Origin of the sequence: Streptococcus mitis (genome assembly GCF_047463435.1) — a bacterium.
GTDB classification, from domain to species: domain Bacteria; phylum Bacillota; class Bacilli; order Lactobacillales; family Streptococcaceae; genus Streptococcus; species Streptococcus mitis_DS.
This window is the reverse complement of the sequence record NZ_JASHDW010000004.1, coordinates 101917-123958: the sequence shown is the minus strand read 5'-3', so window position 1 is coordinate 123958 and position 22042 is coordinate 101917. Positions and strand designations below refer to the sequence as shown.

22 protein-coding genes are annotated in these 22042 nt (G+C 40.1%); 7 read left to right on the top strand and 15 right to left on the bottom strand.

The features are described 5' to 3' along the window. Nucleotides 1-114: 114 nt before the first annotated feature. Entirely contained in the window at nucleotides 115-1371 is a 1257-nt protein-coding gene (gene tyrS / locus QM843_RS03695) for a tyrosine--tRNA ligase (RefSeq protein ID WP_033685316.1), read from the top strand. 75 nt (nucleotides 1372-1446) lie between these two features. Here the strand turns inward: tyrS and QM843_RS03690 are convergent, their stop codons facing one another. Next, complete coding sequence (locus tag QM843_RS03690; protein WP_033685317.1) at nucleotides 1447-3510, bottom strand: heavy metal translocating P-type ATPase; 2064 nt, start codon at nucleotides 3508-3510, stop codon at nucleotides 1447-1449. 1 nt (nucleotide 3511) lies between these two features. Continuing rightward, entirely contained in the window at nucleotides 3512-3790 is a 279-nt protein-coding gene (locus tag QM843_RS03685; protein WP_004258701.1) for a DUF6110 family protein, read from the bottom strand. A gap of 257 nt (nucleotides 3791-4047) precedes the next feature. Here QM843_RS03685 and QM843_RS03680 point away from each other — a divergent pair, with 257 nt between their 5' ends. Then, nucleotides 4048-4896 carry a putative RNA methyltransferase gene (locus tag QM843_RS03680; RefSeq protein ID WP_414304496.1) on the top strand — a complete coding sequence of 283 codons (849 nt, stop codon included), beginning with the start codon at nucleotides 4048-4050 and terminating at the stop codon, nucleotides 4894-4896. Nucleotides 4897-5004: 108 nt separating this feature from the next. On the opposite strand, the gene QM843_RS03675 is transcribed toward QM843_RS03680, so the two are convergent. From QM843_RS03675 to malQ, 3 genes are all read right to left on the bottom strand, one after another. After that, nucleotides 5005-5211 carry a hypothetical protein gene (locus tag QM843_RS03675; RefSeq protein ID WP_084947287.1) on the bottom strand — a complete coding sequence of 69 codons (207 nt, stop codon included), beginning with the start codon at nucleotides 5209-5211 and terminating at the stop codon, nucleotides 5005-5007. A 359-nt stretch (nucleotides 5212-5570) separates the two neighbouring features. Next, complete coding sequence (glgP, locus tag QM843_RS03670) at nucleotides 5571-7829, bottom strand: glycogen/starch/alpha-glucan family phosphorylase (protein WP_414304497.1); 2259 nt, start codon at nucleotides 7827-7829, stop codon at nucleotides 5571-5573. 25 nt (nucleotides 7830-7854) lie between these two features. Then, on the bottom strand, nucleotides 7855-9372 hold the full coding sequence (gene malQ, locus QM843_RS03665; protein WP_414304498.1) for a 4-alpha-glucanotransferase: 1518 nt from the start codon (nucleotides 9370-9372) through the stop codon (nucleotides 7855-7857). 473 nt (nucleotides 9373-9845) lie between these two features. On the opposite strand from malQ, the gene QM843_RS03660 reads away from it, so the two are divergent. The 5 genes from QM843_RS03660 to QM843_RS03640 all read left to right on the top strand — a co-directional run bounded on the left by QM843_RS03660 (nucleotide 9846) and on the right by QM843_RS03640 (nucleotide 15422). After that, a complete protein-coding gene (locus tag QM843_RS03660; RefSeq protein WP_414304499.1) occupies nucleotides 9846-11117 on the top strand; it encodes an extracellular solute-binding protein in 1272 nt (423 codons plus the stop codon). A 110-nt stretch (nucleotides 11118-11227) separates the two neighbouring features. After that, entirely contained in the window at nucleotides 11228-12520 is a 1293-nt protein-coding gene (locus QM843_RS03655; RefSeq protein WP_049502290.1) for a carbohydrate ABC transporter permease, read from the top strand. Nucleotide 12521: 1 nt separating this feature from the next. Further along, a complete protein-coding gene (locus tag QM843_RS03650; RefSeq protein WP_004236955.1) occupies nucleotides 12522-13364 on the top strand; it encodes a sugar ABC transporter permease in 843 nt (280 codons plus the stop codon). Between the two features lie 261 nt (nucleotides 13365-13625). Further along, nucleotides 13626-14426 carry a DUF1189 domain-containing protein gene (locus QM843_RS03645; protein ID WP_414304500.1) on the top strand — a complete coding sequence of 267 codons (801 nt, stop codon included), beginning with the start codon at nucleotides 13626-13628 and terminating at the stop codon, nucleotides 14424-14426. 9 nt (nucleotides 14427-14435) lie between these two features. Further along, nucleotides 14436-15422 carry a LacI family DNA-binding transcriptional regulator gene (locus QM843_RS03640; protein ID WP_001145419.1) on the top strand — a complete coding sequence of 329 codons (987 nt, stop codon included), beginning with the start codon at nucleotides 14436-14438 and terminating at the stop codon, nucleotides 15420-15422. Nucleotides 15423-15451: 29 nt separating this feature from the next. Here the strand turns inward: QM843_RS03640 and QM843_RS03635 are convergent, their stop codons facing one another. The 10 genes from QM843_RS03635 to QM843_RS03590 all read right to left on the bottom strand — a co-directional run bounded on the left by QM843_RS03635 (nucleotide 15452) and on the right by QM843_RS03590 (nucleotide 22035). Next, complete coding sequence (locus tag QM843_RS03635) at nucleotides 15452-16393, bottom strand: YitT family protein (protein WP_024057518.1); 942 nt, start codon at nucleotides 16391-16393, stop codon at nucleotides 15452-15454. Next, nucleotides 16371-18134, bottom strand: a complete 1764-nt coding sequence (aspS, locus tag QM843_RS03630) for an aspartate--tRNA ligase (protein WP_020903390.1) — start codon at nucleotides 18132-18134, stop codon at nucleotides 16371-16373. The genes QM843_RS03635 and aspS overlap by 23 nt, the downstream gene beginning before the upstream one ends. 154 nt (nucleotides 18135-18288) lie before the next feature. Continuing rightward, nucleotides 18289-18519: a hypothetical protein gene (locus QM843_RS03625; RefSeq protein ID WP_000832185.1), complete on the bottom strand. Its 231-nt coding sequence runs from the start codon at nucleotides 18517-18519 to the stop codon at nucleotides 18289-18291. Between the two features lie 17 nt (nucleotides 18520-18536). Further along, a complete protein-coding gene (locus QM843_RS03620; RefSeq protein ID WP_020903389.1) occupies nucleotides 18537-19178 on the bottom strand; it encodes a CPBP family intramembrane glutamic endopeptidase in 642 nt (213 codons plus the stop codon). 9 nt (nucleotides 19179-19187) lie between these two features. Continuing rightward, nucleotides 19188-19886, bottom strand: coding sequence for an ABC transporter permease (locus QM843_RS03615; protein ID WP_414304501.1), 699 nt, complete (start codon nucleotides 19884-19886; stop codon nucleotides 19188-19190). Then, nucleotides 19879-20703: an ABC transporter ATP-binding protein gene (locus QM843_RS03610; RefSeq protein WP_414304502.1), complete on the bottom strand. Its 825-nt coding sequence runs from the start codon at nucleotides 20701-20703 to the stop codon at nucleotides 19879-19881. The genes QM843_RS03615 and QM843_RS03610 overlap by 8 nt, the downstream gene beginning before the upstream one ends. A 10-nt stretch (nucleotides 20704-20713) precedes the next feature. After that, nucleotides 20714-21454, bottom strand: a complete 741-nt coding sequence (locus tag QM843_RS03605; RefSeq protein ID WP_261116183.1) for a DUF3169 family protein — start codon at nucleotides 21452-21454, stop codon at nucleotides 20714-20716. A 2-nt stretch (nucleotides 21455-21456) separates the two neighbouring features. After that, on the bottom strand, nucleotides 21457-21654 hold the full coding sequence (locus tag QM843_RS03600; protein WP_045606589.1) for a hypothetical protein: 198 nt from the start codon (nucleotides 21652-21654) through the stop codon (nucleotides 21457-21459). Then, entirely contained in the window at nucleotides 21641-21829 is a 189-nt protein-coding gene (locus tag QM843_RS03595) for a hypothetical protein (RefSeq protein ID WP_045606587.1), read from the bottom strand. Before QM843_RS03595 ends, QM843_RS03600 begins: the two co-directional genes overlap by 14 nt. Then, nucleotides 21829-22035, bottom strand: coding sequence for a helix-turn-helix transcriptional regulator (locus QM843_RS03590; protein ID WP_001176233.1), 207 nt, complete (start codon nucleotides 22033-22035; stop codon nucleotides 21829-21831). The genes QM843_RS03595 and QM843_RS03590 overlap by 1 nt, the downstream gene beginning before the upstream one ends. Between the last annotated feature and the right edge of the window lie 7 nt (nucleotides 22036-22042).

Below are 22042 nucleotides of genomic sequence, written 5' to 3'. Positions count from 1 at the left end.
ATAAAAGGTAAACTTTCAATAAAATAGCCACTTTCTTCCCTATTCTACTAGGCTATTGCCCAAGTTTGTGATACAATAGGTAGAAACAATATTTTTAAAAAGGAGAAAAGACACATGCACATTTTTGATGAGCTAAAAGAGCGTGGTTTGATTTTTCAAACGACTGATGAAGAAGCTTTGCGTAGAGCCCTAGAAGAAGGTCAAGTTTCTTATTATACTGGCTACGATCCAACTGCTGACAGCCTTCACCTAGGCCATCTTGTCGCAATCTTGACAAGTCGTCGCTTGCAACTAGCAGGTCACAAACCTTATGCGCTCGTTGGCGGTGCTACAGGTCTCATTGGAGATCCGTCCTTCAAAGATGCTGAACGTAGTCTCCAAACAAAAGACACAGTAGATGGCTGGGTCAAGTCTATCCAAGGACAACTTTCTCGTTTTCTTGACTTTGAAAATGGCGAAAACAAGGCTGTCATGGTCAACAACTACGACTGGTTTGGCAGCATCAGCTTCATTGACTTCCTCCGTGATATCGGAAAATACTTCACTGTCAACTACATGATGAGCAAGGAGTCTGTGAAAAAACGGATTGAAACAGGGATTTCTTACACTGAGTTTGCCTACCAAATCATGCAAGGTTACGATTTCTTCGTCCTTAACCAAGACTACAACGTTACCCTTCAAATCGGTGGTTCTGACCAGTGGGGAAATATGACAGCTGGTACCGAATTGCTTCGTCGTAAGGCTGACAAGACTGGCCACGTTATCACTGTTCCATTGATCACAGATGCAACTGGTAAGAAATTTGGTAAATCAGAAGGAAACGCAGTCTGGCTCAATCCTGAAAAGACTTCCCCATACGAAATGTACCAATTCTGGATGAACGTTATGGACGCTGACGCTGTTCGCTTCTTGAAAATCTTTACTTTCTTGTCACTTGATGAGATTGAAGATATCCGCAAGCAGTTTGAAGCAGCTCCACACGAACGCTTGGCTCAAAAAGTCTTGGCTCGTGAAGTCGTAACACTTGTTCACGGCGAAGAAGCTTACAAAGAAGCCCTCAACATCACTGAGCAACTCTTTGCAGGAAACATCAAAAACCTTTCTGTCAAAGAGCTCAAACAAGGACTTCGTGGAGTACCAAACTACCAAGTACAAGCAGACGAAAACCACAATATCGTGGAACTCCTCGTGGCATCTGGTGTGGTCAACTCAAAACGCCAAGCCCGTGAAGACGTCCAAAACGGAGCTATCTACGTCAACGGTGACCGCATCCAAGACCTTGACTATGTCTTGAGTGACGCTGATAAGTTAGAGAACGAACTGACTGTTATCCGTCGCGGCAAGAAGAAATATTTTGTATTGACTTACTAAACTGTTCAACATTTACCTATAAAAAAGGAGTTAACCTCGAGAAAGGTAACTCCTTTTTGTTGTTGATAACCACATCTATCTAGCCTTAATAGACAGGCTACGCAGGACTATGCGCAAGGTTGTTAGATTATGTAAGATAGAGAGATTTGAAGGACTGAGCCAATTAAATAAGCCAAAGCCAATCAAACTACTATTTACTACAACGGTATCTTGAATATTCTTCTTGATGAGTGTTTGCAAAGATGATGATAGCCAATCCAACTCTTGGAAGAAATCCAAACGATTATCTAACAATAAGATATCGCTCATCTGCTTAGAAATATCTGCACTCTCATTCATCACCACACCGATATCTGATAGGGTTAGAGCAGCTGAGTCATTCAAGCCATCTCCAACCATCAAAATAGTGTGACCTGCTTTCTGCAGTTCCTCTACTAGCTCAAATTTCCCATCAGGTTTCAAGTCTGTATAGACCTGATCAAAGGGCAAATCTTTGACTAATTCCTCTGTTCTAACCAAGGTGTCCCCTGTTGCCAGAATCAATTTTTTCCCTTGTGCCTTAAGTTTCTCCAAGGCTGCTTTTGCTTCTTTTCTCAACGGAGTATGAATACAAAACATTCCAATCAATTCATTCTGATAAGCCAAGAATAAGAGATTATAGTGACTCTTGTACTCTTCAATTAAAGCATTTTGTTCTGAATTGATATGAATTTGCTCATCCTGCATCAAGACATAATTTCCAATAAGAACTGGTTGCCCATCTATATGAGATTTAATCCCCTTGCTTGCGATATATTGGAGTTTCCCATGCATTTCCTCATGTTCAATTCCCTCTATCTCAGCTTGCTTGACGATGGCATTAGCAATAGGATGATAAATGTGTTCCTCAAGACAGGCACTGATTCTGAGAATATCTTCCTCACTATAGTCCCCAAAAGGTAACACCTTTTCAACTATAGGATAACTAGTTGTGATTGTTCCCGTCTTATCAAACAAGAAAGTATCAACTTCCAGATATTTCTCCAGAACATCCCCATCCTTAATCACCATTTCACGATTCAACCCCTCCTTGATAGCTGTCAAATAAGCTACAGGAGTAGAGATTTTCAAAGCGCAGGAGAAATCGACCAATAGGAAAGAAATAGCCTTAGAAAAAGAACCTGTCAATAGGTAAGTCAGCCCAGCTCCCAAGAAATTATATTTGACGACCTTATCCGCCATCTTGATGAAATAGCGTTGTTTCGTTTTCTTGTTTTCTTCAGATTTCTTCATCAACTCAATCAGTTGTAAAATCCGGCTGTTCATCTGATTATCGGTTACACGAATGCGTAACTCTCCAGTTTCTAATACTGTATTTGCACAAACCAAATCAGACTCTCTTTTTTCAACTGGAAAACTCTCTCCCGTCAAGGAACTTTCGTTGACCATACCTAAACCTGAAACTACTTGTCCATCAAACAGAATTTCATTTCCTTGAGATAGGACCAAGACATCTCCTATTTGAACATCAGAACTCTTGATACTAACAACCGTATCGCCCTGTACTAGGAATACATCGCTCTCTTTTGCAAGAAGGCTTTGTTCTAGATCTGTTGCAGTTTTTTTCAAGGACCACTGATCTAAATGATTCCCCAAATCAAGCATAAACATGATATTGCTAGCTGTCTTGGATTGGTTCATAAACAAGGACAATAAAATCGCCGAACAGTCTAAGACCTCCATCGTTAGCTCCTTACACGCTAGAGTCTGATAGGCTTCTCTAATATAGCCAAAAGCCTGATAACAAGTCCATATATAGCGAATAGGATACGGCACAAAACTACGAAAAAGTACACGCTTAATCGCTGCACCTGAAACAATAGAATAAGCACTCTCTTCTCTACGAATGGGAAGAGTCATCAACTCAGAAACTTTCCCTTTATCAATTCTTTTTAAAAAGGCTTCTGCATTATCTAATACAGAAAAGCCTTCTTTTATGCGTAGAGTAAAGTGCTGTTGATCCATGTAAAACTGGATAGACTCAATTCCCTTTTCATCTCTCGCCAAGGAACGAAGATAGTCTTGAATATCCAAGGTGAGTGAAAAAGAAGATGATAGTCGGATATGTTGGTATCCTCTATGTAGCACTTTAAAAGACATATTATTCTCCTATAAGGCTATCTAATTGCTCTTCTTTTTTCTCTTGCTCGTACAAATATTTGGCATCTTGCAAGACATCGTCTCCATGTTGTTTCATAACAGAAACAGATGCATCTAGCCCGTCTTTCAACTTGTAAGCCTTAGCCAAAGCTTTAGAATAACCTTTTTTAGCTTCCTTACTTGCCAAGATTTTCAAACCAAGGGTACCAAATGCGACACCACCCAAAAAGAGTGATGATTTTTTCGCAACTTTTGCGACGGTTAATACTTCTTTTAACATACTTATTTCCTCCTTATCATTATTATATAGCAATTTAGATATAAAAGCAATTTCATTTTATAAATTGGAGAATTATACTCAATGAAAATCAAAGAGCAAACTAGGAAACTAGCCGCAGGCTGTACTTGAGTACGGCAAGGCGACGTTGACGTGGTTTGAATTTGATTTTCGAAGAGTATTAGTTTTATTTCTACTGAATCTCCCATCTACTTATTCCTAAAGTTGCTTTCATTTGCCTCTTTTGATACACTTAAACTATGAATACAAATCTCAAACCCAAACTTCAACGTTTTGCTTCTGCTACTGCCTTTGCCTGTCCTATCTGTCAAGACAATCTGACTCTGGTAGAGAACAGTCTCAAATGTAGCAATCGCCATTCTTTTGACTTGGCGAAATTCGGCTATGTCAATCTAGCCCCTCAAATCAAGCAATCTGCTAACTACGACAAGGAAAATTTTCAAAATCGTCAACAAATCCTAGAAGCCGGCTTTTATCAGGCTATTTTAGAGGCTGTATCTGACTTGCTAGCCAGTTCAGAAACTAGCACCACAGTCTTAGATATCGGTTGTGGCGAAGGATTCTATTCTCGCAAACTCCAAGAAAGTCATCCTGACAAAACCTTCTATGCCTTTGACATCTCCAAAAATTCAGTCCAAATCGCTGCCAAGAGCGAACCCAACTGGGCAGTCAATTGGTTTGTTGGTGACTTAGCTCGTCTTCCTATAAAAGACTCCAGCATGGATATCCTGCTTGATATCTTCTCACCTGCCAACTATGGAGAATTTCGTCGCGTTCTATCCCAAAACGGCATCTTAATAAAGGTTATCCCAACTGAAAATCACCTCAAGGAAATTCGTCAGAAGATACAAGACCAGCTAACAAACAAAGACTATTCTAATCAAGATATCAAAAATCATTTCCAAGAACATTTTACCATCCTATCTAGCCAAACTGCCTCTCTGAGCAAACCTATCACAGCAGAGCAGCTCCAAGCCCTACTCAGCATGACACCCCTTCTCTTTCACGTTGACCAGAGCAAGATTGACTGGAGCGACTTGACAAACATTACCATCGAAGCAGAGATTCTGGTTGGGAAAGCACTGTAATTGGCATATACAAAAACCGCATTTCAAGAAGATCTGCGGTTTTAAATTTCAATTTTAAAATTATCTATCCGAAAAGTTAAGAAATTTAACATTACTAAGTCCTAAACTTTATTTTCGATTCGAGATAACAAACTTATCAATAAATAGCAAGTGATATAGGGCAAGTACCAAACCCCAAAGGCTACCACGAAAAGAGATTTCTTGATGATTGAGAGGAAACAAATCATGGTTACCTATATAGAGGCAGGTCAAAATGATAAATAAAATCCAAAATAAATCAGTCCATTTATATTTTGAAAAATATTTTTTCCACATAAAAACACCTTCTTTCCTACAATTATATTATAATACTTTGTGTAAGCGAATACAAGAAATATGAGGTAATCAACTACAAAGAAATATAAGGCTGAAGACAGTGAAAACCAGCATTTCTAAGCCTTCACTGCATCTAGAATTTCTCTATTTTTAGACAGAATTAACCAAAATCCACGGCATTCAAAAAAGCGAATTTCAATCGAAATTCGCTTCATAGGAAAGTGTATTAGTATAAATCTTGTATCTTATACTCAATGAAAATCAAAGAGCAAACTAGGAAGCTAGCCGCAGGCTGCTCAAAGCACTGCTTTGAGGTTGCAGATAAAGCTGACTTGGTTTGAAGAGATTTTCGAAGAGTATTAGTTCAAGTGCCAGATATCTTCGTTGTACTGAGCGATTGTACGGTCAGATGAGAAGAATCCTGCTTTAGAAATGTTAACAATAACTTTATCCAACCATGCGTCACGATCTTCGTAGTCAGCCAACATTTGTTCTTTAACCTTGATATAGTCTTCCAAGTCAAGAAGAGTCATAAACCAGTCTTTGTTGATCAATTCATTGTAAAGACGTTCCAAGCGCTCTTTGTTTCCAGCTGCAAGAACTGCATCGCTAACGATGAAGTCAACCAATGGTTTGATAGCTTCACGAGCGTAGAATTCGCTTGATTTGTAAGTTGCTTTTGCGTAAAGGTCGATAACAGTTTCTGAATCTTCACCAAAGATGTAGATGTTTTCGTCGCCAACCAACTCAGCGATTTCCACGTTAGCACCGTCCATAGTACCAAGAGTCAAAGCTCCGTTCAACATGAATTTCATGTTACCAGTACCTGAAGCTTCTTTAGAAGCAAGTGAGATTTGTTCTGAGATATCACATGCTGGGATAAGGAAGCTTGCTGCAGTAACGTTGTAGTTTTCAACCATAACAACTTGCAAGTGTGGAGCAACTGCTGGATCGTTAGCAATAACTTCTGACATGCAAAGAATCAAGTGGATGATGTCTTGAGCGATTGTGTAGGCTGGAGCTGCTTTACCACCAAATAAGATTGTGATTGGACGAGCAGGAATGTTACCAGCTTTGATGTCAAGATATTTGTGGATCACGTACAAGGCGTTCATTTGTTGGCGTTTGTACTCGTGAAGACGTTTGATTTGGATATCAAAGATAGAGTTTGGATTGATTTCCACACCTTGGTGTTCTTTCAAGTGGCGAGCCAATTTACGTTTGTTGTGAGCCTTGATGCTTTCCAATTTTTCTTTGACAGCTGCTTTGTCTTCATAAGACAAAAGTTTTTCAAGTTCATCTGCTTCATGGTGCCAACCTTCTCCAAGAATCTCATCCAAGTAGTGAGATAGTCTTGGGTTAGCATGCATGAGCCAACGACGGAAAGTGATACCGTTTGTTTTGTTATTGAATTTTTCTGGGTAAAGGTCGTAGAAGGCTTTCAACTCAGAGTTCTTCAAGATTTCAGTATGAAGTGCTGCTACCCCGTTAACGCTGTATCCGTAGTGGATATCCATGTGGGCCATGTGAACACGTCCGCTCTCATCGATAATTTGAACAGCTGGATCTTTGTATTCTGCTTTCACGCGACGGTCCAATTCTTCGATGATTGGTACCAAGTGAGGAACCACTTCTTGCAAGAATTCAAGAGGCCATTTTTCAAGGGCTTCAGCAAGGATTGTGTGGTTAGTGTAGGCAGTCATGCTACGAACGATTGAGATTGCTTCGTCAAGCTCGATACCACGTGCAGTCAAAAGACGGATTAATTCAGGGATAACCATTGATGGGTGAGTATCGTTGATTTGTACAACGGCATAATCAGCAAGGTCATGCAAGTTGCTTCCTTTTTCGATTGCTTCGTCGATGATCAATTGTGCACCATTTGAAACCATGAAGTATTGTTGGAAGATACGGAGCAATTCACCCTGACGGTCACTATCATCTGGGTAAAGGAAGAGAGTCAAGTTACGAGCGATATCTGTCTTGTCAAAGTTGATACCATCTTTAATAATAGAAGAATCAACTGAATCCAAGTCAAACAAACGCAAGCGGTTTTTAGTTGCTGTTTCATAACCAGTAACATCAATATCATAAAGAGTTGATGTCAAAGTAAAGTCTGCAAATGGTACTTGGTAGCTACGGCTTGAGCGAACCAACCAGTTTTGCTCTGTCAACCATGCATTTGGAATTGTTTCTTGTTGGTTGTTTTTAAGAACTTGTTGGAAAAGACCAAAGTGGTAGTTAAGACCAACACCGTCACCATTCAAACCAAGAGTCGCAATTGAGTCGATAAAGCAGGCAGCCAAACGTCCCAAACCACCATTACCAAGAGATGGTTCTAATTCAACTTCTTCAACTTCAATCAAGTCTTTACCTGCAGCTGCAAGTTCTTTTTTGACATCGTCGTAAAGACCAAGGTTGATCAAGTTGTTTGACAAGAGTTTACCAATCAAGAACTCAGCTGAGATATAGTAAACTTTCTTTTTACCAGTGTTGACTGGTTTTTGGCTGCTTGCAAGTTTGCTGTAGTTAAGAAGAGCAAGGTAAAGCTCTTCATTGCTACATTCTGCAATGGTTTTATTGTAACGATTTTGTACAAATTCTTGTAGTGATAACATGTTTAAGGTGTCTCCTGATATTGTATTATTTCTTTAATTCTACCAAATTTTCATTAATTCGTCGATAGATTGTTGTCAAGTCAAGCAAACCTTCCTCGACAGCTGGTGTCAATTGATCTTCAGTCATACGCCAAGACCAGTTTCCACCAAGGGTAGATGGGAAGTTCATACGAGCTGTCTCATCCAATTCTAGCAAATCTTGCATAGTTGCAATTGCCATGAAGCTAACTGATGAAAAGACTGTACGAAGCATAGCGTGTGGCACTGTTTCGTATTCTTTACGGTTAGTATAGCGAGCCATGTACTCACGAGTTGCATCATCGATCTCGTTACGGTACCAACCAAGGACCGTATTGTTATCGTGTGTTCCTGTGTACATAACTGAGTTAGCAGGTGCCAAGTGTGGGCTGTCGATACTTTCGTCTTCTGGGTTGAAGGCAAATTGAAGAATTTTCATTCCTGGGAAGCCAGTGCGTTCACGCAACTCGATCACTTCATCAGTCATGAAGCCAAGGTCTTCAGCGATGATGTTTAGCTCACCAAGTTCTTCCTTAACAGCTGCAAAAAGCTTGTAGCCAGGACCTTTGACCCACTCACCAGGTGCTGCTGTATCGGAACCAGCAGGGATTTCCCAGTAAGATTCGAAGCCACGGAAGTGGTCGATACGAACGATATCGTAGATTTTGAAGCTTTCACGCAAGCGTTCAATCCACCATTTGTAGCCGTCTTTGTCCATTGCTTCCCAGTCATAGATTGGGTTACCCCAAAGCTGACCAGTTGCAGAAAACTCATCTGGTGGGCATCCTGCGATGCAAGTTGCTTTACCGTTGACATCTGTCTTGAAGAGATGTGGATTTGCCCACATATCGCTTGAATCTTCCGCTACGTAGATTGGCATGTCCCCAACGATTTCGATATGGTTGTCGTTAGCGTAGGCTTTCAACTTCAACCATTGTTGGAAGAAGAAGTATTGAGTCACACGGTGGTAAACCAACTTGTCTGCCAATTGCTCACGGTAGCTTTCAAGTGCTGAAGCTTTGCGAGCACGAGCATCTGCATCTGGCCATTCAGTCCAAGCAAGATTGTCAAAATTCTCTTTGATAGCCATATACTCTGCAAAGAGTTCAAGCCATGATTGGTTGTCTTGAGCAAATTTCTCAAAATCTTTAACATCTCCGACTTCAAAGAAACGTTTTACCGCTTTTTCTAAAAGAGGACGACGTGCATAGTAGATTTTAGCATAGTCAACTTCAGATGCATCGCTACCAAAGTCAACTCCTTCAAGGTCACTTGCTTGCAACAAGCCTTGTTCCACCAAGACATCCAAATCTATGAAATGAGTATTCCCTGCGAAGGCTGAGAAAGATTGGTAAGGAGAATCTCCGTAACTAGTTGTTCCTAGTGGAAGGATTTGCCAGTAACGTTGTTTTGTGCGAACCAAGAAATCAACGAAGTCGTAAGCACTTTTACCAAATGATCCGATTCCGTATGCTCCAGGAAGAGAAGAAATGTGCATCAACACACCACTTTGACGTTTTTTCATAATAAGCACCTCATGTGTTTATAGTTCTTGTTTCATTTTTACGAACGCAAACGTTTGCGTTGAAATAAGTATATCGCATTTTTTTGATAAATGCAAGCGGTTTTAAAAAACTTTTTTGATTATTTTTTTAAAATTTTTTCTTTGTACTCGCATATATATTCTCTATTCAACTGATAATATAGTATTATCAATCTCCCTTACCTTATTTTACAAAACTAAAGGCTCAATTACTTTAATTATTTATAATCGATTAAGGCAATCGTTTTCGCTGTCTTACCAACCCTGTCTTTAAAGATTTTTTATTATTTCTACTATTAAAAAGCAATAAAGCGTTTACTTTTTTTACAATTTTTTTAGAAATTTTTACAAAAAACACTTGCAACCGCTTTCTAAATGTGCTATACTAGTCCCATAAAGGAAAACGTTTGCGTTTCCTCATTATAAAATTTGTTATTCTTTAGGAGGAATACACTATGTCATCTAAATTCATGAAGAGCGCTGCTGTGCTTGGAACTGTTACACTTGCTAGCTTGCTTTTGGTAGCTTGCGGAAGCAAACCTGCTGAAAAAGCTGCTGATGCTGGTTCATCTGCAGGTAAAGAAATCACTCTTTACGTTGAAGATCAATATAAAGCATTTGCTGAAACAGCTGCAAAAGCTTACGAAAAAGAAGCTGGCGTAAAAGTGACTATCAAAACCGGAGACCAAATGGGTGGTCTTGACAACCTTTCTCTAGACAACCAATCTGGTAAAGCTGCTGACGTTATGATGGCACCATACGACCGTGTAGGTAGCCTTGGTACTGACGGACAACTTTCAGAAGTTAAATTGAGCGACGGCGCTAAAACAGATGATAAAACTAAATCTCTTGTAACAGCTGCTGACGGTAAAGTTTACGGTGCTCCTGCCGTTATCGAGTCACTTGTTATGTACTACAACAAAGACTTGGTAAAAGAAGCTCCAAAAACATTTGCTGACTTGGAAAACCTTGCTAAAGATAGCAAATACGCATTCGCTGGAGAAGATGGAAAAACTTCTGCTTTCCTAGCTGACTGGACAAACTTCTACTTTGCATACGGACTTCTTGCTGGTAACGGCGGTTACGTATTCGGACAAAACGGTAAAGACGCTAAAGACATCGGTCTTGCCAACGACGGTTCTATCGCAGGTATCAACTACGCTAAATCTTGGTATGAAAAATGGCCTAAAGGTATGCAAGATACTGAAGGAGCTGGAAACCTAATCCAAACTCAATTCCAAGAAGGTAAAACAGCTGCTATCATCGATGGACCTTGGAAAGCTAAAGCCTTCAAAGACGCTAAAGTAAACTACGGTGTTGCAACTATCCCAACTCTTCCAAACGGAAAAGACTACGCAGCATTCGGTGGTGGTAAAGCTTGGATCATCCCATCAAGCACTAAGAACCTTGAAGCTGCTCAAAAATTTGTAGACTTCCTTGTTTCAACTGAAGAACAAAAAGCCTTCTACGATACAACTAACGAAATCCCAGCTAACACTGAAGCTCGTTCATACGCTGAAGGTAAAAATGATGAGTTGACAACAGCTGTTATCAAACAGTTCAAGAACGCTCAACCAATGCCAAACATCTCTCAAATGTCAGCAGTTTGGGACCCAGCTAAAACAATGTTGTTTGAAGCTGTAAGTGGTAAGAAAGATGCTAAGACAGCTGCAAACGATGCTGTAACATTGATCAAAGAAACAATCAAACAAAAATTTGGTGAATAAAAAATTTGTTCAAGGGGGGTGGAATTCAAATCCCCCTTTGAATTTATCAATAAAAAACATATATAGTTTAGGTTTTAATTAGAAACCAGTATCCTATGAAAGGAGTTATTATGGAAAAGCAACAACCTAGTAAAGCAGCCCTGCTGTCTATCATTCCTGGGTTAGGACAGATTTACAATAAACAAAAGGCCAAAGGTTTTATCTTCCTTGGTGTAACCCTTGTATTTGTCCTCTATTTCCTAGCACTTGCAGCCCCTGAATTGAGTAATCTCATCACTCTTGGTGATAAACCAGGTCGTGATAATTCCCTCTTCATGCTGATTCGTGGTGCCTTCCATTTAATCTTTGTAGTCGTTTATGTACTCTTTTATTTCGCAAATATCAAAGATGCACATACAACTGCCAAACACATTAACAATGGTATTCCAGTAGCACTTACCTTTAAGGAAATGGTCAAAGGAATCTATGAAAATGGTTTCCCTTACCTCTTGATCATTCCATCTTATATTGCAATGACTTTTGCGATTATCTTCCCAGTTATCGTAACCTTGATGATCGCCTTTACCAACTACGACTTCCAACACTTGCCACCAAACAAATTGTTGGACTGGGTCGGTTTGACCAACTTTACAAACATTTGGAGCTTGAGTACCTTCCGTTCTGCCTTTGGTTCTGTTCTTTCTTGGACTATCATCTGGGCTTTATCTGCCTCAACTTTACAGATCGTGATTGGTATCTTCACAGCTATCATTGCTAACCAACCATTTATCAAAGGAAAACGTATCTTTGGTGTTATTTTCCTTCTTCCTTGGGCTGTCCCAGCCTTCATCACTATCTTGACATTCTCAAATATGTTTAATGATAGTGTCGGTGCTATCAACACTCAAGTCTTGCCGATCTTTGCTAAATTCCTTCCTTTCCTTGATGGGGCTCTTATCCCTTGGAAAACAGACCCTACTTGGACTAAGGTTGCCTTGATTATGATGCAAGGTTGGCTTGGATTCCCATATATCTACGTTTTGACTTTGGGTATCTTGCAATCTATTCCTAACGACCTTTACGAAGCAGCTTATATTGACGGTGCTAATGCTTGGCAAAAATTCCGCAACATCACTTTCCCAATGATCTTGGCTGTGGCAGCACCTACTTTGATTAGCCAATACACCTTCAACTTTAACAACTTCTCTATCATGTACCTCTTCAATGGTGGAGGTCCTGGTAGTGTCGGAGGTGGAGCTGGTTCAACAGATATCTTGATTTCATGGATCTACCGTTTGACAACAGGTACATCTCCTCAATACTCAATGGCGGCAGCTGTTACCTTGATTATCTCTATCATTGTCATCTCAATCTCTATGATCGCATTCAAGAAACTACACGCATTTGATATGGAGGATGTCTAAGATGAATAACTCAATTAAACTCAAACGTAGACTGACTCAAACCCTTACTTACCTCTACTTAATTGGCCTATCAATCGTGATTATCTATCCACTTTTGATTACCATCATGTCAGCCTTTAAAGCAGGTAACGTCTCAGCCTTTAAACTAGATACTAATATCGACCTCAATTTTGATAACTTTAAAGGCCTCTTCACTGAAACCTTGTACGGTACTTGGTACCTCAACACTTTGATTATCGCCTTAATTACTATGGCTGTTCAAACAAGTATTATCGTACTTGCTGGTTATGCTTATAGCCGTTACAATTTCTTGGCTCGTAAACAAAGTTTGGTCTTCTTCTTGATTATCCAAATGGTTCCAACAATGGCCGCTTTGACAGCCTTCTTCGTTATGGCACTTATGTTGAACGCCCTTAACCACAGCTGGTTCCTCATCTTCCTCTACGTTGGTGGTGGTATCCCAATGAATGCTTGGCTCATGAAGGGCTACTTCGATACAGTGCCAATGTCTCTAGACGAATCTGCAAAACTAGACGGTGCAGGACACTTCCGCCGCTTCTGGCAAATTGTTCTTCCACTTGTTCGCCCAATGGTTGCCGTACAAGCTCTCTGGGCCTTCATGGGACCTTTTGGAGACTATATCCTCTCTAGTTTCTTGCTTCGTGAGAAAGAATACTTTACTGTTGCCGTAGGTCTCCAAACCTTCGTTAGCAATGTGAAAAACATGAAGATTGCCTACTTCTCAGCAGGTGCTATCCTCATCGCCCTTCCAATCTGTATTCTCTTCTTCTTCCTACAAAAGAACTTTGTTTCAGGACTTACAAGTGGTGGCGACAAGGGATAATATATCCCCGCCACCCTTTTTCATTTTATACTCTTCGAAAACCTCTTCAAACCACGTCAGCTTCCATCTGCAACCTCAAAACACTGTTTTGAGCAACCTGCGGCTAGCTTCCTAGTTTGCTCTTTGATTTTCATTGAGTATTAGCGATTGTTACTGTAAATAACATCCTTGTAACAAGCAATTTTTCTCCTAGACTTGAAATAAAGCACATTTCTCTATATAATAATACTCATATAGAAAACACCTTTTAGAAAGATACCTATGCTTCCATATCCATTTTCCTATTTTTCAAGTATTTGGGGATTTCGTAAGCCCCTGTCCAAACGTTTCGGACTCAACTGGTTCCAACTTCTCTTTACCAGTATCTTCCTTATCAGCTTATCTATGGTACCTATTGCCATCCAAAACAGCTCGCAGGAGACTTATCCGCTAGAAACCTTTATCGATAATGTCTATGAACCATTGACAGATGAGGTTGTACAGGATCTCTCTGAACACGCTAGAATTGTTGATGGTAAATTTACTTATACAGGAACAGCTAGTCAAACGCCTTCTCTTTTAATCGGTCCAAGTCAAAGCAAGGAATTACCTAAAGACTTGCAACTGCATTTCGATACGAATGAGCTCGTCATCAGCAAGGAAAGTAAAGAGCTGACCCGTATCTCTTACCGAGCGATTGAGACTGAGAGTTTCAAAAGTAAAGACAGCTTGACCCAAGCCATTTCTAAAGACTGGTACCAGCAGAATCGTGTCTATATCAGTCTCTTTCTAGTTCTCGGTGCGAGCTTCCTCTTTGGTTTGAATTTCTTTATCGTCTCTCTAGGAGCGAGTCTTCTCCTTTATATCACTAAGAAATCACGCCTCTTTTCATTTAGGACCTTTAAAGAGTGCTACCATTTTATCTTGAACTGTTTAGGATTACCAACTCTGATTACACTTATTTTGGGACTCTTTGGCCAAAATATGTCAAACCTCATCACTGTACAAAACATTCTTTTTGTTCTGTATCTGGTCACTATCTTTTATAAAACGCATTTCCGTGATCCAGATTACCATAAATAGGAGATTTTTATGCCCGTTACGATTAAAGACGTGGCCAAGGCTGCTGGTGTTTCACCTTCAACCGTAACCCGTGTTATTCAAAACAAATCAACCATTAGCGACGAAACAAAAAAACGTGTTCGTAAGGCTATGAAGGAGCTCAATTACCACCCCAACCTCAACGCTCGTAGTTTGGTAAGCAGTTATACCCAAGTTATCGGCTTGGTGCTTCCTGACGACTCAGACGCCTTCTATCAAAATCCTTTCTTCCCATCTGTCCTCCGTGGTATCGCCCAAGTCGCCTCTGAAAACCACTACGCCATTCAGATCGCGACAGGTAAAGATGCCAAAGAGCGTCTTAAAGCTATTTCTCAGATGGTCTATGGTAAGCGTGTAGATGGTTTGATTTTCCTCTATGCCCAAGAAGAGGACCCTTTGGTTAAGTTAGTAGCAGACGAGCAATTTCCTTTCCTTATCTTAGGTAAATCTCTATCTCCCTTCATTCCACTTGTCGATAATGACAATGTCCAAGCTGGTTTTGATGCGACAGAGTATTTCATCAAAAAAGGATGCAAGCGAATTGCCTTTATCGGAGGTACTAAGCGACTCTTCGTAACACAAGACCGTCTGACAGGTTACGAGCTAGCTCTAAAACAATACCAACTTCCTCTCGATACTAATCTGACTTACTTTGCTACTGAATTTCTTGAAGATAATGGTTATCGCTTTAGTAGACTTCTCTTCAAACACGATCCAAATATTGACGCTATTATTACCATTGATAGTCTCCTTGCTGCAGGGGTCTGTGATTACATCGCAAAACACCAACTGGATGTCCCTGTCCTCAGCTTCGACTCAGTCAATCCCAAGCTCAACTTGGCAGCCTATGTCGATATCAATAGTTTGGAGCTTGGTCGTGTTTCCTTTGAAACTATTCTCCAGATCATCAATGATGCTAAAAGCAATAAACAAATTTGTTATCGCCAGTTGATTGCCCACAAAATTATCGAAAAATAAAAACCAGCTCGAGCTGGTTTTTTTGATCACTAATTATCTGTTTCAACGAACCGTCCCAAAATATGAACATTCTCCGAGACAGAGACAAAGGCGCTTGGATCCACCTGTTTCATAATCTGTTTAAATTCATTAAACTCTGCACGTGTAATGACAGTGATTAAAACTGCCTTTCTTTCGTGATTATAGGTTCCTTCTGCATCGTGGATCATGGTTGCACCGCGGTGCAATTTTTTATGGATTTTTTCAATTACCTTCTCTGGATGATTGGTCACAATCATGGCCTGCATCCGTTTTTGCTTGGTAAAGACAGCGTCTGTGACACGGCTAGAGACAAAGATGGTAATCATAGAGTAGAGAGCGTATTCCCAACCAAAGGTCAAGCCTGCTATCAGCATGATGGTCCCATTTACCAAGAAAGAAATACTACCAACATTCTTACCCGTTTTCTTGCGAATAGTCAGGCTGACGATATCCGTCCCACCACTGGAGATATTGTTTCGAAGAGCAAAACCAATCCCCAAGCCCATGACAACACCCCCAAAAAGGGCATTGATAATGGGATCCTCCGTCAAGGTCGCCACAGGGACAAACTGGATAAAGAAGGAACTCATGGATACCGTTATAAAGGTAAAGACGGTGAACTTATGCCCAATTTGATACCAAGCCAAGACCATCAAAGGGAAATTAATGGCATAGAAGGTCAACGAAATCGGGATATGAAAACCAAACCAGTGATTACTCAAGGCAGAGATAATCTGTGCCAGACCTGTCGCACCACTCGAATACACATGACCTGGTTGGAAAAAGAAATTGACCGCTACTGCTGATAAAAATCCATAGACCAGAGAGGCCGAAATCTTCTCATCATATTTTTCGCGAGAGATGCTTTGTAAGACACGTAAAATTTTTATCTGATGAGCAAAGCGGCGCAGATAATAGCGCCACCGCTTAATTCGTTTTGCTTGTTTCATCTTCTTCTACTTGTAAGCTGAGTTCCTCTAGTTGTTTGAGAGCTACTGTTGAAGGAGCTTGTGTCATTGGGTCACTTGCCTTATTGTTCTTAGGGAAGGCAATAACTTCACGAATATTTTCTTCTCCTGCTAAGAGCATGACAAATCGGTCAAGCCCGATAGCCAAGCCACCGTGTGGTGGGAAACCATAGTCCATGGCTTCAAGAAGGAAACCAAACTGGTCATTTGCTTCTTCGGCTGAGAAACCAAGAGCCTTGAACATACGTTCTTGAAGGTCTTTTTGGTTGATACGAAGGCTACCACCACCAAGTTCATAACCGTTCAAGACAATATCGTAAGCAATGGCACGAACCTTCGCCAAATCACCTTCTAATTCGTGAGCAGTCTCTTCCTGTGGTAGAGTAAATGGATGGTGGGCGCTCATGTAACGACCTTCTTCTTCAGACCATTCAAACATTGGCCAGTCAACAACCCAAAGGAAGTTGAATTTATCATTATCAATCAAACCAAGCTCTTTGGCAATACGTCCACGAAGGGCACCAAGCGTTGCATTAGCCACTTCAAGCGTATCCGCCACAAAGAGAACCAAGTCCTTATCTTCAAGAGCAAGCGCTGTTGTCAATTCTGCTTGGATGCTAGTCAAGAACTTGGCAACTGGTCCGTTTAATTCTCCATCAACCACCTTGACCCAAGCAAGACCTTTGGCACCATACTGTTTGGCTACTTCGGTCATCTTGTCGATGTCTTTACGTGAATAGTTGTCCGCAGCTCCTTTGACCACAATTGCTTTTACAGCAGGTGCTTCTGAAAAGACTTTAAAGTCTACACCTTTGACTACTGCTGTCAGGTCCTGAAGCAACATGTCAAAACGGGTATCTGGCTTGTCAGAACCGTAAAGAGCCATAGCATCATCATATTTCATACGAGGAAATGGAAGCGTCACTTCGATGCCTTTAGTTTCTTTCATCACGCGCGCAATCAAACCTTCTGTGATATCTTGGATTTCTTGCTCAGTAAGGAAAGATGTTTCCAAGTCAACCTGTGTGAACTCAGGCTGGCGGTCACCACGCAAGTCCTCGTCACGGAAACATTTAACGATTTGGTAGTAACGGTCAAAACCAGCATTCATCAAGAGCTGTTTCGTGATTTGTGGACTTTGAGGAAGAGCGTAAAAATGCCCTTTATTAACACGAGACGGCACCAAATAGTCACGCGCCCCTTCAGGAGTTGACTTAGAAAGGAATGGTGTCTCCACGTCGATAAACTCCAACTCATCCAAGTAATTGCGAATAGAGTGGGTCACTTTAGCACGAAGTTTGAGGTTTTCCAGCATCTCTGGACGACGAAGGTCAAGGTAACGGTAACGTAAACGTGTATCGTCATTAGCCTCAATGCCATCCTTAATCTCAAATGGGGTTGTTTTAGCTGTATTAAGCACTGTCAGAGCTGTCACGTTTAACTCAACTGCACCAGTTGGCAACTTATCATTGGCTTGCTCACGCGCAGCGACCTGTCCAGTCACCTCGATAACAAATTCGCTACGAAGGCTTTCAGCTGTTGCCATGACCTCTGCAGATACTTTTTCAGGGTTGATAACCAACTGCATAATTCCTTCACGGTCACGAAGATCGATAAAGATCAAACCACCAAGGTCACGACGACGGCCAACCCATCCTTTCAAGGTTATTTCTTGTCCGATGTGTTCCTCACGAACACGACCAGCATACATACTACGTTTCATTGTTTCTCTCCTCTTTTATTCTGTTACTATTTTACCATAAAAGCGCAGGCTCTTCATGAAAATCATCAGAAAAGTTTGCCAGTCTTTAAAAATCAAGTGAAGACTCTAAAAATTGACGCCCATACAAAAATCCGATGAAGTTCATCGGACTCTTTTATTTTGAATTGTTGCCTGCTTTACGCTTTTCAGCAATTTCGGCTGCCTTTCGAGGCAAGACAATTTCCGTTGTGTAAGCTGTCCCAAAGCGCAAGACACCTGCAATAGGGGCAAAGACGACTGCTAGATAGTTATAGAAGAAATCGCCCTTAAAGGCATAAGCTAGCGCTCCAATGATGAAAAATAGAACGACTGCTTGAATCACTGCTAATAAAATTACTCGTTTCATGTGACCTCCTGACTCTATTATAGCATGAGAATCATCAAAAAGCTCACTAAATTATTCAAAGCGTGAAGAGAAATGCTGTAAAGAAGACCTTTTCGACTTACATAAGCCAGCCCCAAACTCAATCCTAGACTAGCATAAACCAAAAACTGTTGCAAAGTTCCTGGGAAATGAATCAAGGCAAATAGAACACTTGTTACCAGAAGGAAAAGCAGAGTTTGTTTACTATTGTCCTGCTTAGGAAAGAGATAGCGTGCCAACATCCCTCTAAAGATAAGCTCTTCCGTCAAAGGAGCAAAAATAACGACCGCAAAGAATGAGAAAAGGGGTTGAGACAAGGTCAAGTCTATCGCTGTTTGTTGATTTACTGAAGGATCATTTGGCAAGAAAAACTGGACAACCAGAGATAAGAACCAAACCAAGGCAGGGAGCCAAATAAATCGGTTAAAGCCACTCTTCTCAATATGAACAGGAGCTTTCTGGTACCATTTATAAATGACGTACACATATACTCCAGCCAAGGCCACATAAAGCAAGGTAGTAGCATAGGGCGAAGCGCCCAGTTTCAAAGCTTCTACAGCCCCACTTTGAACGGTCCCATAGATAACCAGAAAAGATAGAATGGCTAGAAGAAACCAGCCGAGGTTTTTAAGTAGTTTCATATAAATCTCCTATCTTGCTTTATAGCTATTTTTCAATACAAAGAGGTTCGCTATTCCTAACACAAGTACCCAGGCAAGTAACATACCAATATTAGAAAAAGATATTTCCCCACCTTTTTTATTTAAAAGATTTACAATTGGACCAATAAAAGAGTAATCCAACACTTTCTGAACCGTATCATTTTGAAGAGCAATCATGGGTAAAAAAGAGACGATAAACACAGGAAACATACTATAAACTTGCGCTTTAGACTGAGTATCTGACACTGCACCGATTAGAAGGTTGAGAAAAATAATACTAATCGTTGCTAGGAGCAAATAGATAACATAGGCAAATAAATAACCAGATACATCTACTCTAAGATAGATGGGAAGTGCAATCATAGCAAGCAACATTATCAGAATAGGGAGAACGAGCATACTGAAAGTATATTCTGTTGCTGTCACACCACTTAGAATGAGTGATTTAAGATTTCGTTTTTCCTTATCTTCTGCCATCATAATCGATACCATATAACCACTTCCCATGCTCAAGACCATCGTCAAACTCATAGAAAGGAGAAACATACTCAATTCTCCATTCTTATTCATGAATTCATTATATAGAACAGCAATACCAAAAGGCATCAATAAAGTTGCTAACAAACTTGAATTGCTAATAAGAACTTGTACTCTTAACCATAGTAGGGCATTTAATTTTCTAAACATCTAACTTTTCTCCTGTCAATCTGATAAAGATCTCTTCTAAAGTCGGCTCACAAGAGTGAACCACCATCAAATCTGTCGTGTCTAAATGTGGCAATTCTTCAAATGGAACTATCTGTTCTCGTCCATTATTATAAACCACACGTACTTTCTTATCCACATGGTACTTCTGGATAATATCTTGCGGACTTCCATACTCTATTAGGTTACCCTTATTCAAAAGAGATAAGCGATCACAAAGCAGAGTTGCCTCATTCATATCGTGCGTGGTCAGAAAGATAGTTGTTCCTGCCTGCTTTAATTCTTGTAGTAGGGTATGAATCATCTTAGATGTTGTAGGGTCTAAGCCACTGGTTGGCTCATCTAGAAAGAGAATCTTAGGAGCATTAAGAAGGGCACGGGCCAAGAACATTCGTTGTTTCATTCCAGTAGATAACTTTTCTGCGATAATATCTTTAGCATCTGCCAATCCAACCTGTTGAAGCACCTGAACTACTCTATCTGACTTGAGACCATATAACTTAGCATAGATGAGAAGATTTTTGTAAAGACTCATCTTTTCATAAAAACCACTGCCATCACTAACTATACCGATTTGTTCCAAATCATTTGAGGTTAAATCTTGAGAATTCTTGCCTAACAAAACTGTTTTACCTTGATCTGCAGCCAACTGTCCTGTTAAGACATTGATCATGGTTGTTTTACCTGAGCCAGAAGGGCCAAGAAAACCAAAGATTTCACCCTCCTTAATCTCAAAAGAAATCTGATGAAGAGCTTTTTTGCTCCCAAAACTTTTGCTTACATTTTCAACACGAATCATAGAAACTCCTTTATTTAAAATAACGTTTCACCATAGGCAACTGCATCACATTGATATAAACATGGATTGCTCCTACAAGCAATAAGGACAGTAATTGAATCTTTCCTGTCAAGAAAGAAATGATAAAAAGAAAAATATATAAGATTGGCAAGACATACTGATTTAATTGGAATAAAATCCGAAAACTCTGTTCCAAATTAGCCTTGCACTCCCCTTCATCGTAAGAATCGAAATGCTCTAAGATATCCTTTGGTGTAGAGAAAAATACCAAATCAAACTGACGAACAATCGCAATGGTCTTAAAAAGATATTTTTGAACACTGAAAATCAGCACTAATGCCAAAAAAGAAAGAGGTAAGGTTATATGGCTTCCATTTAGTACAACCATTTCACTTGCTGAGATGAAAAGAGCTAATAAAATCGCTACACTTGCAATATTAAAAGCAATGGTTCCAAACTCGAGATTCCGATACATTTGCACATAATAGGTTTCATTCAGATCATCATCCATTTCCTCTTGATACAAGGAATGAAATTTTCTGCTTTTCTTTAAGAAATTGAATGTCAAAAGTATGCTAATGAAACCTAACACTAAACAAATAGCTGATATCCATGGTATCAAGATTTTTACATCTAACATAATTCCGTGGGATTCAGCAAGTGCCTTAAACATCCCTACAAACATGGCCAAAAAAAATCCCAAGACAATAGACATTAAAAACAACAATCCACGTTTCTTTTTCTTTTTCATATTCATTCTCCTTTTTCACTTGCTAGATTTTTTGATTTCTTTTCAATCCATTCAATTACTGGTATGAGGGCAAAATAGGCCCAAACAAATTTGTTACTTTGATAGGGACTAAACCAGCCTAAGTCTATCCCAATCAGTAGAAATACGCTGACTAATAGAGCTATGGCAACTACATAATAAATCACTTTATACTTGTTCATCATCTTTCTCCTTTTTCTTCAACCGATTGAAAATGGACAAGAGGACTAAGTTAATCCAAAACAAATACTTACTTTCAACAAAATAGAACCAACCCAGTAATGTTCCAATCATAGCAAATGCATTCACAATAAGGGCAAGAACACTCATAAAATAAACCACTCTATACATGTTCATCACTCATCCTCCTCCAAGCGAAATACCGATTCGACTGTTTCGTTGAAAATCTGAGATATTTTCAAGGCAATCACAACTGACGGGGTGTATTCGTCCCGTTCTAATAGGCTAATGGTCTGCCTCGAAACTTCTGCCAACTTGGCCAGTTCGGTTTGATTGAGACCATCGCGAGCCCGAAGCTCTTTTAGACGATTTTTTAGTTGCATGTTACAC

Excerpts from the sequence above, each read along its gene's own strand:
- tyrS (WP_033685316.1), top strand. The coding sequence starts at position 115 with ATGCACATTTTTGATGAGCTAAAAGAGCGTGGTTTGATTTTTCAAACG.
- QM843_RS03690 (WP_033685317.1), bottom strand. The coding sequence starts at position 3,510 with ATGTCTTTTAAAGTGCTACATAGAGGATACCAACATATCCGACTATCA.
- QM843_RS03685 (WP_004258701.1), bottom strand. The coding sequence starts at position 3,790 with ATGTTAAAAGAAGTATTAACCGTCGCAAAAGTTGCGAAAAAATCATCA.
- QM843_RS03680 (WP_414304496.1), top strand. The coding sequence starts at position 4,048 with ATGAATACAAATCTCAAACCCAAACTTCAACGTTTTGCTTCTGCTACT.
- QM843_RS03675 (WP_084947287.1), bottom strand. The coding sequence starts at position 5,211 with ATGTGGAAAAAATATTTTTCAAAATATAAATGGACTGATTTATTTTGG.
- glgP (WP_414304497.1), bottom strand. The coding sequence starts at position 7,829 with ATGTTATCACTACAAGAATTTGTACAAAATCGTTACAATAAAACCATT.
- malQ (WP_414304498.1), bottom strand. The coding sequence starts at position 9,372 with ATGAAAAAACGTCAAAGTGGTGTGTTGATGCACATTTCTTCTCTTCCT.
- QM843_RS03660 (WP_414304499.1), top strand. The coding sequence starts at position 9,846 with ATGTCATCTAAATTCATGAAGAGCGCTGCTGTGCTTGGAACTGTTACA.
- QM843_RS03655 (WP_049502290.1), top strand. The coding sequence starts at position 11,228 with ATGGAAAAGCAACAACCTAGTAAAGCAGCCCTGCTGTCTATCATTCCT.
- QM843_RS03650 (WP_004236955.1), top strand. The coding sequence starts at position 12,522 with ATGAATAACTCAATTAAACTCAAACGTAGACTGACTCAAACCCTTACT.
- QM843_RS03645 (WP_414304500.1), top strand. The coding sequence starts at position 13,626 with ATGCTTCCATATCCATTTTCCTATTTTTCAAGTATTTGGGGATTTCGT.
- QM843_RS03640 (WP_001145419.1), top strand. The coding sequence starts at position 14,436 with ATGCCCGTTACGATTAAAGACGTGGCCAAGGCTGCTGGTGTTTCACCT.
- QM843_RS03635 (WP_024057518.1), bottom strand. The coding sequence starts at position 16,393 with ATGAAACAAGCAAAACGAATTAAGCGGTGGCGCTATTATCTGCGCCGC.
- aspS (WP_020903390.1), bottom strand. The coding sequence starts at position 18,134 with ATGAAACGTAGTATGTATGCTGGTCGTGTTCGTGAGGAACACATCGGA.
- QM843_RS03625 (WP_000832185.1), bottom strand. The coding sequence starts at position 18,519 with ATGAAACGAGTAATTTTATTAGCAGTGATTCAAGCAGTCGTTCTATTT.
- QM843_RS03620 (WP_020903389.1), bottom strand. The coding sequence starts at position 19,178 with ATGAAACTACTTAAAAACCTCGGCTGGTTTCTTCTAGCCATTCTATCT.
- QM843_RS03615 (WP_414304501.1), bottom strand. The coding sequence starts at position 19,886 with ATGTTTAGAAAATTAAATGCCCTACTATGGTTAAGAGTACAAGTTCTT.
- QM843_RS03610 (WP_414304502.1), bottom strand. The coding sequence starts at position 20,703 with ATGATTCGTGTTGAAAATGTAAGCAAAAGTTTTGGGAGCAAAAAAGCT.
- QM843_RS03605 (WP_261116183.1), bottom strand. The coding sequence starts at position 21,454 with ATGAAAAAGAAAAAGAAACGTGGATTGTTGTTTTTAATGTCTATTGTC.
- QM843_RS03600 (WP_045606589.1), bottom strand. The coding sequence starts at position 21,654 with ATGAACAAGTATAAAGTGATTTATTATGTAGTTGCCATAGCTCTATTA.
- QM843_RS03595 (WP_045606587.1), bottom strand. The coding sequence starts at position 21,829 with ATGAACATGTATAGAGTGGTTTATTTTATGAGTGTTCTTGCCCTTATT.
- QM843_RS03590 (WP_001176233.1), bottom strand. The coding sequence starts at position 22,035 with ATGCAACTAAAAAATCGTCTAAAAGAGCTTCGGGCTCGCGATGGTCTC.